This is a genomic window from Streptomyces sp. NPDC037421, assembly GCF_055602105.1.
Genome location: NZ_JBVJWV010000035.1, coordinates 7,863 through 21,484, shown reverse-complemented (window position 1 = coordinate 21,484; position 13,622 = coordinate 7,863). Strand labels below are relative to the sequence as shown.

10 protein-coding genes are annotated in these 13,622 nt (G+C 73.6%); 7 read left to right on the top strand and 3 right to left on the bottom strand.

Annotation, left to right across the window (positions count from 1 at the left end):
* Positions 1-224: 224 nt before the first annotated feature.
* The 3 genes from ACZ7IF_RS33030 to ACZ7IF_RS33020 all read left to right on the top strand — a co-directional run bounded on the left by ACZ7IF_RS33030 (position 225) and on the right by ACZ7IF_RS33020 (position 2,337).
* A complete protein-coding gene (locus ACZ7IF_RS33030) occupies positions 225-1,802 on the top strand; it encodes an acyl-CoA carboxylase subunit beta (protein ID WP_470979168.1) in 1,578 nt (525 codons plus the stop codon).
* Positions 1,799-2,005, top strand: a complete 207-nt coding sequence (locus ACZ7IF_RS33025; protein WP_470979166.1) for an acyl-CoA carboxylase epsilon subunit — start codon at positions 1,799-1,801, stop codon at positions 2,003-2,005. The genes ACZ7IF_RS33030 and ACZ7IF_RS33025 overlap by 4 nt, the downstream gene beginning before the upstream one ends.
* A 107-nt stretch (positions 2,006-2,112) precedes the next feature.
* Positions 2,113-2,337 (top strand): DUF5988 family protein, encoded by a 225-nt coding sequence (locus ACZ7IF_RS33020; protein ID WP_470979164.1) that lies wholly within the window; start codon positions 2,113-2,115, stop codon positions 2,335-2,337.
* A gap of 70 nt (positions 2,338-2,407) precedes the next feature.
* Here ACZ7IF_RS33020 and ACZ7IF_RS33015 read toward each other — a convergent pair whose 3' ends face one another.
* Positions 2,408-3,034: a TetR/AcrR family transcriptional regulator gene (locus ACZ7IF_RS33015; protein WP_470979162.1), complete on the bottom strand. Its 627-nt coding sequence runs from the start codon at positions 3,032-3,034 to the stop codon at positions 2,408-2,410.
* A gap of 124 nt (positions 3,035-3,158) precedes the next feature.
* Positions 3,159-7,067, bottom strand: a complete 3,909-nt coding sequence (locus ACZ7IF_RS33010; RefSeq protein ID WP_470979160.1) for a type I polyketide synthase — start codon at positions 7,065-7,067, stop codon at positions 3,159-3,161.
* Positions 7,068-7,421: 354 nt separating this feature from the next.
* Between ACZ7IF_RS33010 and ACZ7IF_RS33005 the strand changes: the two genes are divergently transcribed.
* The 3 genes from ACZ7IF_RS33005 (at position 7,422) to ACZ7IF_RS32995 (ending at position 10,684) form a co-directional block, all read left to right on the top strand.
* Positions 7,422-8,576, top strand: coding sequence for a hypothetical protein (locus ACZ7IF_RS33005; RefSeq protein ID WP_470979158.1), 1,155 nt, complete (start codon positions 7,422-7,424; stop codon positions 8,574-8,576).
* A 121-nt stretch (positions 8,577-8,697) separates the two neighbouring features.
* On the top strand, positions 8,698-9,546 hold the full coding sequence (locus tag ACZ7IF_RS33000) for a zinc-binding dehydrogenase (protein WP_470979155.1): 849 nt from the start codon (positions 8,698-8,700) through the stop codon (positions 9,544-9,546).
* A 127-nt stretch (positions 9,547-9,673) separates the two neighbouring features.
* Entirely contained in the window at positions 9,674-10,684 is a 1,011-nt protein-coding gene (locus tag ACZ7IF_RS32995) for a glutathione S-transferase family protein (protein WP_470979153.1), read from the top strand.
* Between the two features lie 69 nt (positions 10,685-10,753).
* Here ACZ7IF_RS32995 and ACZ7IF_RS32990 read toward each other — a convergent pair whose 3' ends face one another.
* A complete protein-coding gene (locus ACZ7IF_RS32990) occupies positions 10,754-12,340 on the bottom strand; it encodes an FAD-dependent monooxygenase (protein ID WP_470979150.1) in 1,587 nt (528 codons plus the stop codon).
* 86 nt (positions 12,341-12,426) lie between these two features.
* On the opposite strand from ACZ7IF_RS32990, the gene ACZ7IF_RS32985 reads away from it, so the two are divergent.
* Positions 12,427-13,494 carry an aldo/keto reductase gene (locus ACZ7IF_RS32985; protein WP_470979148.1) on the top strand — a complete coding sequence of 356 codons (1,068 nt, stop codon included), beginning with the start codon at positions 12,427-12,429 and terminating at the stop codon, positions 13,492-13,494.
* Positions 13,495-13,622: the final 128 nt, after the last annotated feature.

Sequence of the window (13,622 nt, the reverse complement as noted above, 5' to 3'; positions counted from 1 at the left end):
GCGGTTCGGACGTGACGTTCCACTGATACGCATCCCGGCCCCCGAAGTCCCGGGCGCGGCGCATGCAGTGGGGTCCGCACGGGCGAGGTAGGGGTGCCCCGGGTTCCGGGGCCGGTGGGCGGCGGTGTCCGGGCGGCCGCGTGCAAGCCCGGCTTTAGCCCTCCGCCGGACGCTCGTCGCCGCGCACCGGCCGGACCGGCGCGTCTGCGTCGAAAGGGGCCCTCATGAGCACCCAGGAGGAGATCCGGTACGCGTCACTGCGGGAGCGCACGGCGGAGCTCGCCGTCCTGCGGGAGGAGGTGGTACGGGGTCCGAGCGAGAAGGCGACCGAGGCCCAGCACTCCAAGGGGAAGCTGACCGCCCGCGAACGCCTCGAACTCCTCTTCGATGAGGGGACGTTCACCGAGATCGAAGGGCTGCGCCGGCACCGTGCCACCGGCTTCGGCCTGGAGTACAGGAAGCCGCACACCGACGGCGTCATCACGGGGTGGGGACTGGTCCACGGCCGGACCGCCTTCGCGTACGCCCACGACTTCCGGATCTTCGGCGGCGCACTGGGCGAGGCCCACGCACAGAAGATCCACAAGCTGATGGACCTCGCCGAGACCACCGGGGCGCCCCTGGTGGGCCTGTGCGACGGCGCCGGCGCCCGCATCCAGGAGGGCGTCACCGCGCTCGCCGGCTACGGCGGCATCTTCACCCGCAACGTGCGCAGCTCCGGGGTGATCCCGCAGATCTCCGTGGTCATGGGCCCGTGCGCCGGCGGGGCCGCGTACTCCCCGGCGCTGACCGACTTCGTCTTCATGGTCCGCGGGACCTCGCAGATGTTCATCACGGGACCCGACGTGGTCCAGGCGGTCACCGGCGAGGCCGTCACCAGCGAGACCCTCGGCGGGGCCGACAGCCACGCGGGGACCTCCGGCGTCGCGCACTTCGCGTACGACGACGAGGAGAGCGCGCTGGAGGACGTGCGCTACCTGCTGTCGCTGCTGCCCGCCAACAACCGCGAGCTGCCGCCGGCCGGCGACACCGACGACCCGCCCGGCCGGCGCTGCGAGCGGCTGGCCGACCTGGTGCCGTCGCGGCCCAACCAGGCGTACGACATCCGCGAGCTGATCGAGGAGGTCGTCGACCACGGGGAGCACTTCGAGATCCACGCCGGGTGGGCGCAGAACGTCGTCTGCACCCTGGCCCGGCTCGGCGGGCAGACCGTCGGCATCGTCGCCAACCAGCCCTCCTGCATGGCGGGCGTCCTCGACATCCAGGCGAGCGAGAAGGCCGCGCGCTTCGTGCAGTTCTGCGACGCCTTCAGCATCCCGCTGGTGACGCTGGTCGACGTACCCGGCTTCCTGCCGGGCGTGGGCCAGGAGCACGGCGGGGTGATCCGGCACGGGGCCAAGCTGCTGTACGCGTACTGCAACGCCACCGTGCCGCGGATCTCGCTGATCCTGCGCAAGGCCTACGGCGGCGCGTACATCGTCATGGACTCCCGCTCCATCGGCGCGGACATCGCACTGGCCTGGCCGTCCAACGAGATCGCCGTGATGGGCGCCGAGGGCGCCGCGAACGTCATCTTCCGCCGCGAGATCGCCGCCTCCGACGATCCCGACACGGTGCGCCAGATGAAGATCAAGGAATACCAGACCGAGCTCATGCACCCCTACTACGCCGCGGAACGAGGCCTTGTGGACGACGTCATCGACCCCGCCGAGACCAGGTCCCGGCTCATCGACGCGCTGGAGATGCTGCGCGGCAAACACGCGCCGCGCCCCAGCCGCAAGCACGGGAACCTCCCCCTGTGAGCCCCGCCGAGGCCCAGCTCCAGCAGGCGGCCTTCCACGTGGTCGGCGGGTCCCCCACGCTGGAGGAGGTCGCAGCCATCGCGCTCCTGCTCACCGCCCGGATGGTGGGCTCCGAGATCGCCCCGCCCGATCCGCGGCCGCTCCGCGCCCATTGGCCCGCAGGGGACGGGGACTTCCGCACCCCGGGCTCGTGGGCGTCGTAGGGCGTGCGGATCCTCCGCTTTAAGACCGGCTTTAGCGGTATCCCCCATTCTGTGCGGGCAGGCAGTGAGGCTGCTGCCTCCGCACCCGGCCGAAGGAGACGACGACCATGACAGCGCAGAGCCCGAACGTCATACTCAGCGGCGGACCCGTGTCCACTGTCGAAGAGCTGGACCGCATCCGCTACGTGGAGGACACGAGCGCGAAGGTGAAGGTCCTCAACGGGAACCGGTACGAACACTTCGAGCCCACCGGGGGCACCGTGGTGGACCCGGAGCTCGAACTCGAACTCCTGGTGTACGCCTACAGCGGCCACACCTACATCGCCGAGTAGCCGGAAGCGGTCACGCGGGAAGACGCGGAGAGCCGCCCGGGCGCGCGGAGCGCCCGGGCGGCTCTCGTCGTCAGGGGCCGTCGGCCGTGAGCGGCATGATGCCGTCGAGGACGGTCTCGCAGGCGGTGTGCAGGTCGGCCGCCAGGTCGCTCTCCCCCTCGGGGCGCTGCACCCAGCGGAAGACGGTGCCGAAGTAGACGTCGCGCAGCAGGAGGCCGGCGAGGCGCGGGTCCACGGAGTCGGGGACCTGGCCGCGCCGCCGGGCCTCGACGACGAAGTCGCCCAGCATGTCGCTGAGGTAGGGCTCCTCATGGAGGATGTAGCCCGCCTTGACCCAGGCCGTGGTGAGGGCGCGGGTCAGGGCGGGGTCGCGCAGGCTGATGTCGGCGAGCAGGCCCATGCACTCCAGGAGGGCCCGGCGGGGGTCGGTCTCCGTGGCGGCGGCGAGGCCCTCGCGCAGCACGTCGCGGCGCTTGGCGCCCCACTCCGTGATGAGGTCCTCCTTCTTCTGGAAGTGGTTGAAGAAGGTGCCGCGCGCCACGTCGGCCTTCTCGGCGATCTCGTCGACGGTGGTCTGGTCGTACCCCTGGTCCGCGAAGAGCTCGATGGCGGCGTAGTAGATGCTGTCGCGGACCCGCTGCTTGTTGCGCTCACGGCGGCCTTGTGGCGGATCTGCGGTGATGTTGCTGCTGGTCATGTGGGGGTCTCCTGTCGCGCAACCGCCGGCGCGCAGGGCCGCTGGCCTCACTGACCTCGTCAGCGGTGGGAGATGGGCCTCCGCACCGGCGCCTATACCTTTTGTATCACGATCAATTTATGCATCACAGTACAGCTTCCACGGCCGATGACAGAGCCGGACCTGCGGTTATGGCTCGAATGCTCAGGTCGTCGAGGAGCAGCCGGACCGGAATCTCCCAGTCCAGGCTGGAGCGCAGGTCCCGGCTCAGCTGGGTGGCCGTCAGGGAGTCGATCCCGTAGTCGCGCAGGGAACGGCGCACGTCGATGCGCTCGGGGGTCATGCCCAGCACCCGCGCCGCGCGGGCGACGAACTGGACGGTGCGGTCCGCCGGCCGTCTCTCGCGCTCCTCCTCCCCTCCCTCCTCCCGCGTGTACGACTCCTCCTGCCCCGGACCGGTTCCGTACGGTGGCCCTACGGGGGCGGGGCGCGGCCGCCGGGGCTCGATCCCGAGGGCGGAACGCAGCCGGGCCGACACGGAGGGGGCCGCGCCGACGCGGCGCACGAGGATGTCGTGGAACTCGGCGAGCACCCGGCCGTCCGGGCCGATGACGTGGACGGCGGCCCGGGCCGCGTCCCCGCGCAGGAGCGGGGTGACGGTGGCGTGGACCCAGAACTCCTCGGTGAGGCCGGCGTGGAAGCGGACCCGTCCGAAGGACTCGGCGGTGTAGGCGCGGTGGTCGCCGGGGGTGTGGGGCAGGGCGGCGAGCAGCGGGAGGAAGCAGGCTTCCCAGGCCCCGTGTTCGGGTACGCCGGGGCCGGGCCGGGACATCTGGGCGATGGCTTCGCCGCCGCGCAGCCACAGGTGGCGCAGGGTGCGCAGGGCGGGCAGGACCTCGTACCCGCGGCGGCCCGCGCCGGCGAGGAACTCCCGTGGCGTCAGGTGGCGGCGGCAGCGGGCCAGGGCGGCGTCGAAGTCGGCGGGGCGGTAGCGGGAGGGCTCGGCGGGGGTGGTGTGGACGTCGGCGCGCAGGCACGGGAGGGGCGAGGGGCCGGCGGTGTCGACGCGGGCGGTGAAGGAGCCGGGCCGGGCGGGATCGAGCCGGATCCGTACGGTGCGGGTCCCGCCCTCGCCGGGGGCTTCGACGAGTTCCTCGCCGACGAGGGCGCGGGTGATGGTGACGGTTTCGGCGCGGGCGGCGGTGCGGGCCAGGTCGTGGAGGTGGGCGAGGTGGGCGACCGGAGGGACGGGGGTCAGGCCGCGCAGCCGGATCCCGGCGATCCGGTGGTCGTACGCGATCTCCGCGGCGTGGCTCCGGCCGGCGGGGGCGCCGGAGGGCGCGACGGCCTGGGGGCGGCGCAGGGTCTCGGTCTCCCAGGGGTAGGCGGGGAGCGGGGCGGGGCGTGCGCGGTCGCGGAACCAGCGCTCCCAGTGGACGGTGCCGCCGAGGGCGAAGTAGGCGCCCAGGGACCGGGCGAGGGTCATGGCCTCGTCCTCGGGGTCGCGGCGGCTGGTGGAGGTGACGACGGCGGCGGGGGCGCCCAGCTCCTGGAGGGTCTCCTCGACGGCGCCGCTCAGCAGGGGGTGGGGGCTGATCTCGACGAAGACGTTCTCGCCCTCCTTGGCCAGGTGGCGGACGGAGTCGGCGAAGCGGACGGGGCGGCGGAGGTTGTCCGCCCAGTAGCCGGCGTCGAGTTCGCCGCCGTCGAGGTAGGCGGTGCGGACGGTGGAGTGCATCGGGGTGCCGGCCGGGCGGGGGGCGAGGTGGGCGAGCAGGCCGAGCAGGTCCTCGCGCAGGGGGTCCACGGCCGGGCAGTGGGAGGCGACGTTGGTCCGCACGAGGCGGTGGAAGACGCCCTGCTGCTCCAGGCGGCGGGCGATGCGGCGCAGGGCGGCGCGGTCGCCGGCCAGCACGGTGCTGGTGGGGGCGTTCTCGGCGGCCACGCAGACGCCCGGCTCGTCCGCGATGAGGTCCTGGGCCCGCTGGGGCAGGAGCTCCACGGCCAGCATGGCGTTCTGGCCGGTGGTGCGCTGGAGGAGGGCGCTCCGGCGGCAGATGACGGCGGCGGCGTCGGCGAGGGAGAGGGCTCCGGTGGTGGCCGCGGCCGCCGGTTCGCCCATGCTGTGGCCGACGCAGACCTCGGGGTCGACGCCCATGTCGCGCCAGTGCGCGGCGAGTGCCGTCTGTACGGACCACAGCAGCGGCTGGAGCGTGTCGACCCGGTCGGGGAATTCGTCGGTGTCGGGGGCCGCGGCCACGAGCTCGCGTACGGACCGGCCCGTCTCGGCGCGGACGGCGGTGTCGCAGGCGTCCAGGGCGGCGCGGAAGGCCGGTGAGGAGGCCAGCAGCGAGCGGCCCATGCCGGGCCACTGGGCGCCCTGGCCGGGGAAGACGAACACGGGGCGGCGGGGGCCCGCGAAGCCGGCTTCGCCCGTACCGCCGGCCGGGGTGGGGCGGTCCTCGGCGAGGGCCCGCAGGGTGAGGGCGAGTTCGTCGTGGTCGGCGCCGGTCGCCCAGAGGCGGTGGGGGTGGGCGTCGCGGCGGAGGGCGGCGGTGGCGCAGAGGTCCCACAGGGGGTGGTCGCGGCCCGCTCCGCCGGGGGCGAGGTGGGCGGCGTGGGCGAGGGCGAGGCGGCGCAGGGCGGCGGGCGAGTGCGCGCTGAGGACCAGCAGGTGGGTGGGGCGGGCCGGGGGCAGTTCGGCGGGGCCGTGCGGGAGTTCGGCGGGCCGGGGCGCGGGCGAGGCGACGACGACGTGGGCGTTGGTTCCGGAGAGGCCGAAGGAGCTGACGCCGGCCACGACGGGGGCGGCGGGATCCCCGGGGGCGGCCGGATCGCCGGCGGCGGGCTCGTTGGCGGTGACGAGCCGCAGCGGGGCGTCGGGCCCTTCGAGCAACGGGTGCGGGCTGCTCGCGTGCAGCGAGGCGGGGACGGTGCCGTGCCGGACGATCAGCACGGTCTTGACGAGGCCGGCGATGCCCGCCGCGGCTTCGGCGTGCCCGATGTTGGTCTTGACCGAGCCGATCCGCAGCGGCCGGCCGGCGGGGCGGTGGCCGCGCACGGCCTCGGCGAGCGCGAGGAGTTCGACCTCGTCGCCGGTGGGGGTGCCGGTGCCGTGGGCCTCGACGTAGTCCAGCCGGGCGGGGTCCGCCCCGGCGCTGCGCCAGGCGTTGCGGATCATCGCGGTCTGGCCCTGGACGGCGGGGCGGATCAGGGAGCCGCTGGCCCGGCCGTCGTTGGTGACGGCGCTGCCGGGGAGCAGGGCGAGGACCGGGTCGCCGGCGGCGAGGGCGTCGCGCAGCCGCTTGAGGACGACGACGGCGACGCCCTCACTGCGGACGAAGCCGTCGGCGGCGGTGTCGCCGAACCGGCAGCGGCCGGCGGGCGAGAGCATCGCGGCCTGCGAGTAGGCGACGGCTTCGTGGGGGGACAGGATGACGTTGGCCCCGCCGGCGACGGCGAGGTCGCTCTCGCCGGTCAGCAGGCTCTGGCGGGCCATGTGCACGGCCACCAGGGACGAGGAGCAGGCGGCGTCGAGGGTGACGCTGGGGCCGCGCAGGTCGAGGTCGTAGGAGATGCGGCCGGCGGCCATGGCGCGTACGCCGCTGCCCGCGACCTCCCTGAGGGTGTGGGCGCCGAGGTCCTCGCCGCGGGTGTACTCGGCGGTGGCCTGGCCGATGAACACCCCGGCCTGGGTGCCGGCGAGCGACGAGGGCCGGATGCCGGCCTCGTCCAGCGCCTCGCGTAAGACGAGCAGCAGGAGCCGGTGCTGCGGGTCCATGGCGGCGGCGTCGGCGGGGGAGATCCCGAAGAACTCCGTGTCGAAGCCGAAGGGGTCGTCCAGGAAGCCGCCGTAGCGGGAGTCGGTCTTGCCGGGGACGCCCGGCTCGGGCGCGTAGTACGCGTCGATGTCGAAGCGGTCCGCCGGTACGGCGGTCACCGAGTCGGTGCCCGCGACCAGGTTGTCCCAGAACTGCCCGATGCTGTTGGCCTGGGGGAACCTGCATCCCATGCCGACGACCGCGACGGTCGTCTCTTCGTTCCACGCTGCCACGAGAGCCCCCTCGATGGGTGTGAGTGCGCAGGGAGCCGCCTCCCCGCAGCTCCACCGCGCCTCGAGCGTAGTTCAAGTCTGTACCCCAGGACAATGATGGATCGGGGGCCATATCCGGATTCCATCCCTCCACAACTGCCCCGCCCCCACCCCGCTTCCCAAACTCGTTGGGCTGTAGTAGAAAGTTAGACCCAAGCCCAAGAATGAACTCCAGTCGGACCTGTGAGCGAGAAGGGGTGAACTCCATTGACTCCGCGAATGTCACAGCAAACGGCGTTACCAGGGACAGGCGCAGAGGCAGGGGCAGGAGCACCGGACGGTCCCGGCGGACCCGGCGTGCCGGACGGTCCGGACGTGCCCGGCGAACTGCCGGACCTGCTGCGCCGGGCGGTGCGGATCCCCGCGCTCCGGGCGAAGTACGCCCCTCTCCCGACCACCGGTCCGGTACGCCTGACGGACCTTCCGGTACTGACCCGGCAGGAGCTGGCGCTGGCGACGGAGGAGGTACTGGCCTCCGGGACCCAGGCGCCCGCCTCGCTGATCTGGGCGGACGGCGGGACGGTCCGCACGCCCGCGCTAAGCCTGCTGCCGGACGACATGTTCGCCGAGCGGGTGCGCGGCGCGTGGAGCCCGCTGGGCCCCTCCGACGTGCTGACGAACCTGCACTCCTGCGAACGGCTGCGCCCCGACCACCACTTCTTCAACCGCTTCGCCGCCGCTTCGGGCGCCGCCTGCCTGCCGCTCGGCCCGCTGCCGGACGGCGCGCAGGACGCGTGGCTGGACTTCTTCGCCCGTACCGGGGTGACCGCCCTGAGCGCCCCGCCCGAAACGGTCGCCCGGCTCGCGGGCGCCGCCGGCGCCGGACGGCCCCTGCCCTGGCTGCGCACCCTGCTGCTGGGCGGGACCATGCACGACACCACCGCCGACGCCCTGCTCGCCGACCGCTTCCCGTACACCCGGGTCTGGCGTCTGTACGGGTCCCCGGCCACCGGGGTCGTGGCCCGGCACGGGCCGCACTGCCTGGCCGGGCTCTACCACCCGCTGCCGCACCAGCTGGTCGAGGTCGTCGACGGACAGGTGCTGGTCACCACCCTCGACGCCCGCCGCGATCCGCCGCTGATCCGGTACGCGACGGAGGAGCGAGGCGAGTACGCGTACTGCGTCTGCGGCGCCGAGGGGCCGGCCGTCCGGCTGTTCGGTCCCGCCGACCCGTACTTCCGCCTGCACGGGCGCGGGGTCTCGGCCCGGGAACTGGTCGATTCCGCCCTGGCCACCGGCGAGGTGACGGCCGCCCAGGTGGCCGTGAGCCGGGGGCAGCGGGTGCAGCTTCGGGTGGTGCTGGCCCCCGGGGTGCCGGACGACCACTACACCCACGACTGGATCAGGTACCAGGTGCTGGAGAGCCGGCTGAGCCTGCCGTCCTTCGTCCTGGACCAGCCGGACGTCTTCGACGTGGTCGCGGTGGACCGCCTGGACGGGGCCCCGCTCCTGACAGCCGAGGAGTTCTGACCCGTCGATGAGCTCTGACCCGCCGATGAGTTCTGACCCGCCGCCGAGTTCCGACCCGCCCCACCACACGCCGGATCACGAGCCGTACGAGGAAACACCACCAGGTACGAGAGGAACTTCCATGTCCTACCAGTCCCACACCCTCCCTTCCCCCCAGGGCGCCGCCGAGCAGGCCGAGGACGAGATCCTGATCGCCGTGCGCGCGGTGGCCCCCGAGATCGACGAGATGATCCGGGCCGAGCCGCTCCCCGAGGGCTGGCTGCCGGGCTGGGACGTCGCCGGGGTCGTCCTCAAGGCCGCCCCCGAGGGGTTCAGCCCGCAGCCCGGCGACCGGGTGGTGGGCGTGGCCACGGGTACGGAGTGGGGTTCGTACATGACCCTGCCCTCCGAGTACGCCGTGGTCCTGCCCGACCACGTGAGCTTCGAGCAGGCCGCCGCGCTGCGGGTGGCGGTGCTGACCGCGCTGCGCCTGGTGCGGGGCGCCGGTTCGGTGGCCGGCCGCCGGGTGCTGGTCACCGGCGCGGGCCGGGGCATCGGCCGGCTGCTGGTGGAACTGGCGGCCGCGTTGAACGCCGAGGTGACCGCCGTGGTGCGGGACGCCGGGGAGGCCGCCGAGCTGGTGGGGCTGGGCGCCCGCCGGGTGGTGACCGCGGACACGGTGTCCGAGGCCTTCGAGGGCTCCTTCGACATCGTGTACGAGGCCGCCGCGGGCGATCTGATCGCCGCCGGGCGGGGGCTGACCGCCGACGGCGGGACGGTGTTCCTGTACGAGAGCTTCGCCCCGCAGGGCGCCGACATCGGCTTCTTCCGGTTCTTCGGCGGACCCGAGCAGGCGGGGCTGCGGCACTTCGTCTTCCGTACCGCGACGCCCGAGGACCGCGAACTGGCGCAGCTGCTGGACCTGCTGACCACGGGTGAGCTCTCCTTCGGACGGCCCGCCGCCGTCGGGGACCGGCGGATCAGCGCATAGCGGGTGTCCCCGAGCCCTCCTGCCGCGCGCGGTCGCGGCGGGAGGGCTCGACGGCGTCCGGACGAGGGAGGATGGAGCGCCGCTGGAGCGGCCGCTCACCGCCGCGGTTCCTGGGTAGGCCCCGGGGATGAGCAACGTACGCCCCGACAAGGGATACACGCGGGACAGCCGATACATCACCACCCGGATCACCGCCGACGGACGCGACGGCTTCCCGGTGGAGCCCGGCCGCTACCGTCTCGTGGTGAGCCGCGCCTGCCCCTGGGCGCACCGCGCCACGATCGTCCGCCGGCTCCTCGGGCTGGAGAAGGCCCTGCCCCTGGCCGTCGCCGGGCCGACGCACGACAAGCGCAGCTGGACCTTCGACCTCGACCCGGACGGCCGCGACCCGGTGCTCGGGATAGAGCGGCTCCAGGAGGCGTACTTCGCCCGCTACCCCGGCTACGACCGGGGCATCACCGTGCCGGCGATCGTGGACGTGCCGAGCGGCGAGGTGGTCACCAACGACTACGCGCAGATCACCCTGGACATGTCGCTGGAGTGGACGGCGTACCACCGCGACGGGGCGCCGGAGCTGTACCCGGCCGCGCTGCGGGCGGAGATCGACGCGGTCAACGAGGAGATCTACACGGACGTGAACAACGGTGTCTACCGCGCCGGGTTCGCCAAGTCCCAGGAGGCGTACGAGGAGGCGTACGCGGCGCTCTTCGACCGTCTCGACCGGTTCTCGGAGCGGCTGGAGCGGTCCCGCTACCTCGTCGGCGAGACGATCACCGAAGCGGACATCCGGCTGTTCACCTCGCTGGTGCGCTTCGACGCCGTCTACCACGGCCACTTCAAGTGCAACCGGCAGCGGCTCTCGGACATGCCGGTGCTGTGGGCCTACGCCCGGGACCTGTTCCAGACGCCCGGCTTCGGGGACACGGTCGACTTCGACCACATCAAGCAGCACTTCTACATCGTGCACAGCCACATCAACCCGTCCGGGATCGTTCCCGCCGGCCCCGACCCGTCGGGCTGGCTCGAACCGCACGGCCGGGAGGCGCTGGGCGGGCGCCCGTTCGGGGACGGCACCCCGCCCGGACCGCCCTCCCCCGCCGAGGCCGTCCCGCCCCTGGGCGCGCCGTCGCGCACCTGAGGCGGCGGCCCGGGCACCGTACGGAGGGGGCGGCCCCGCGGCCGCCCCCTCCGTGCCGTCCGCGGGGTGTCAGTCCCGCGCGGCCGGGCCCAGCCATTCGGCGAGTTCCTCCAGCAGGTGCCCGGTGTCGCGCTCGTGGCCGTGCGCGGCGATGTGCCCGTCGGGCCGGATCAGGTAGTAGCCGGCCCGGCCGCAGCCGGTCGGGCGGCGGGCGGAGCCGGCGGCCAGGTCCACGGTGCGCACCTGGGGCCAGGGGGCTGCGAGTGCGCGGAGCTGGGTGCGCCAGGCGGCGGCCGCGCCCCGGCAGACGACGGCGAGGGTCCAGTTCGGGGCTTGTGCGCCCGGGCCCGCGATGCCGTGGGCGAGGGCCAGCTCGCGCGGGAAGACGGCGCCCGCCTCCAGCGCTCCCGGCAGCTTCGCGCGGGCGGCGCAGCCGCCGCGGCCGGCGGGCAGCTGGGTGGGGCGCTGCGCGGGGTAGGAGAGGCGGCGGCCGGCCATGACGGGGGCGTAGAGCCTGAAGGCGCCGGTGCGTTCGGCGGCGCGGAAGGCGGCGTCGCGGGCGGCGACGGCGAGCCGGCCGCGGACCAGCCAGCCGCGGGTCTGGATGTCGGTGTCGCGGACCACCCGGCGCACCACCGCGGAGCGTTCGGCTCCGTAGCCCTGGAGCAGGCCGGAGGGGGCCTCGCCGCGCAGCACGGCGGCGATCTTCCAGGCGAGGTTGTGGGCGTCCTGCATCCCGGTGTTCATGCCCTGGCCGCCGGCCGGGCTGTGCACGTGGGCGGCGTCGCCGGCGATGAAGACGCGGCCGAGCTGGTAGGTGCCCGCGTGCCGGGCGTGGATGCGGAAGACGGTCTCCCAGAGGGGTTCGACGAGGCGGACGCCGCGCGGGCCGCGTTCGTCGACGATCTGCTGCATCCGCTCCAGGCCCGCGCTCTCGCCGGGGGCGAGGCTGGAGAAGAACCGGTAGACCCCGTCGGGGAGGGCGACGATGACGAGGGCTCCGGCGGGCGACTGGTAGTAGAGGGCCTGGTCGGGCGGGAGGGTGCCCTCGATCCGGGCGTCGACGAGGGCGAAGGCGCTCTCGTACGTGCTGCCGTCGAATCCGCTGCCCAGCTGGGCGCGGACCGCGCTGGAGGCTCCGTCGGTGCCTATGACGAAGGGGGCGCGGGTGCGCTCGATGCGGCCGTCGGCGTGTTCCAGTACGGCGGTGACGGGGCCGGTCCCGTCGATGCGGCCGGCGAAGTCGAGGTCCTCCAGGGTGAGCAGCCGTACGCCGTGCTCGACCTTGCCGCCGAGGGCGAGCATGCGGCGGCGCAGGATCGCCTCGGTCTCGTTCTGCGGGAGGCAGAGCGGGGCGAGGTGCTGGGGGAAGTCGAAGGTGGCCAGGCGCCTGCGGTCGGAGAAGTAGCTGAACGCGTTGATCTGGAGGCCGGCGGCGCGCAGGTCGTCCAGGATGCCGAGGTCCTCGAAGAGGTCGAGGCTGCGCGGCCACACCAGCAGGGCCTTGGGGAGCGGTGAGGGCTCGGGGGCCCGGTCGACGACGCGTACGCGTACGCCGCGGCGCAGGAGTTCGCAGGCGGCCGTCATCCCGGTCGGTCCGGCGCCGACGACCAGCACGTCGTAGGGCTCGGGCTCCGGGGGCGGGGTGGTGGACATGAACGCTCCTCCATCTCATTGACGACTACTATCAGATGTCTTATGGTTCATCGCAATCTTATACACCGATCGCAGGAGAAGAGAAGATGCGCTACCGCTACCTGGGCGACACCGGCCTGTCCGTGTCCGAACTGTGCTTCGGCGCCATGACCTTCGGCGGCGCGGCGAGCTTCCTGGGGGCCGAGGACCGCAACTGGTCCGAGTTCGGCACCGTCGACGACTCCAACGTGCTGGCGATGATGGACCAGGCCCTCGACGCCGGCATCAACTTCTTCGACACCGCGGACGTCTACAAGAACGGCATGGGCGAGGAGTTCTTCGGCCGCACCCTGAAGAAGGTCCGCGACCGCGTCGTCATCGGCACCAAGGGCCGCTGGCGCATCACCGACGACCCGAACGACGTCGGCGCCACCCGCCACCACCTGATCGCGGCGGTCGAGGCCAGCCTGCGGCGGCTGGACACCGACTACATCGACCTCTACCACATCCACGGCTTCGACCCGCGGACCTCGCTGGACGAGACGCTGCGCGTGCTCGACGACCTGGTCCGCTCCGGCAAGGTCCGCTACATCGGCGTCTCCAACTTCGCCGGCTGGCAGCTGATGAAGGCGCTGTCGGTCTCCGAGCGCCGCAACCTGGGCCGCTTCGTCTGCTACCAGGGCTACTACAACATCGCCGCCCGCGACCTGGAGCGCGAGATCATCCCGCTCGCCGTCGACCAGAACGTCGGCATCACCGCCTGGTCGCCGCTGGCCGGGGGCTTCCTCACCGGCAAGTACCGCCGGGGCGAGGGCCGTCCCGAGGGCAGCCGGCTCTCGCAGCGCACGGCCGCCGAGTCGGCGCCGCTGACCGACCCCGACCAGGCGTACGACATCGTCGACGCCATGGCGCAGATCGCGGAGGACCGCGGGGCCACCGTGGCGCAGGTCGCGCTCAACTGGGTGCTGGCCAAGCCCGCGATCGCCTCGGCGGTGGTCGGCGCGACCAAGCCGCACCAGCTGGCGGACAACCTCCGGGCCATGGAGTGGTCCCTCACCGAGGACGAGCTGGCCCGCCTCGACAAGGTCAGCGAGACCCCGGCGCCCTACCCGTACTGGCACATCGGCACGGTCGGCGCCGACCGCAAGCTGCCGGGCGACGTCTACCCGGCCTGAACCCGCCGCCCCGCCGCCTCCCCCGCCGGCGGGACCGGCGCGGGGGGGGGGGGGGGGGGGGGGGGGGGGGGGGGGGGGGGGGGGGGGGGAGGGGGGGGGGAGGGGAGGGAGGGGGGGGGAGGAAAAAG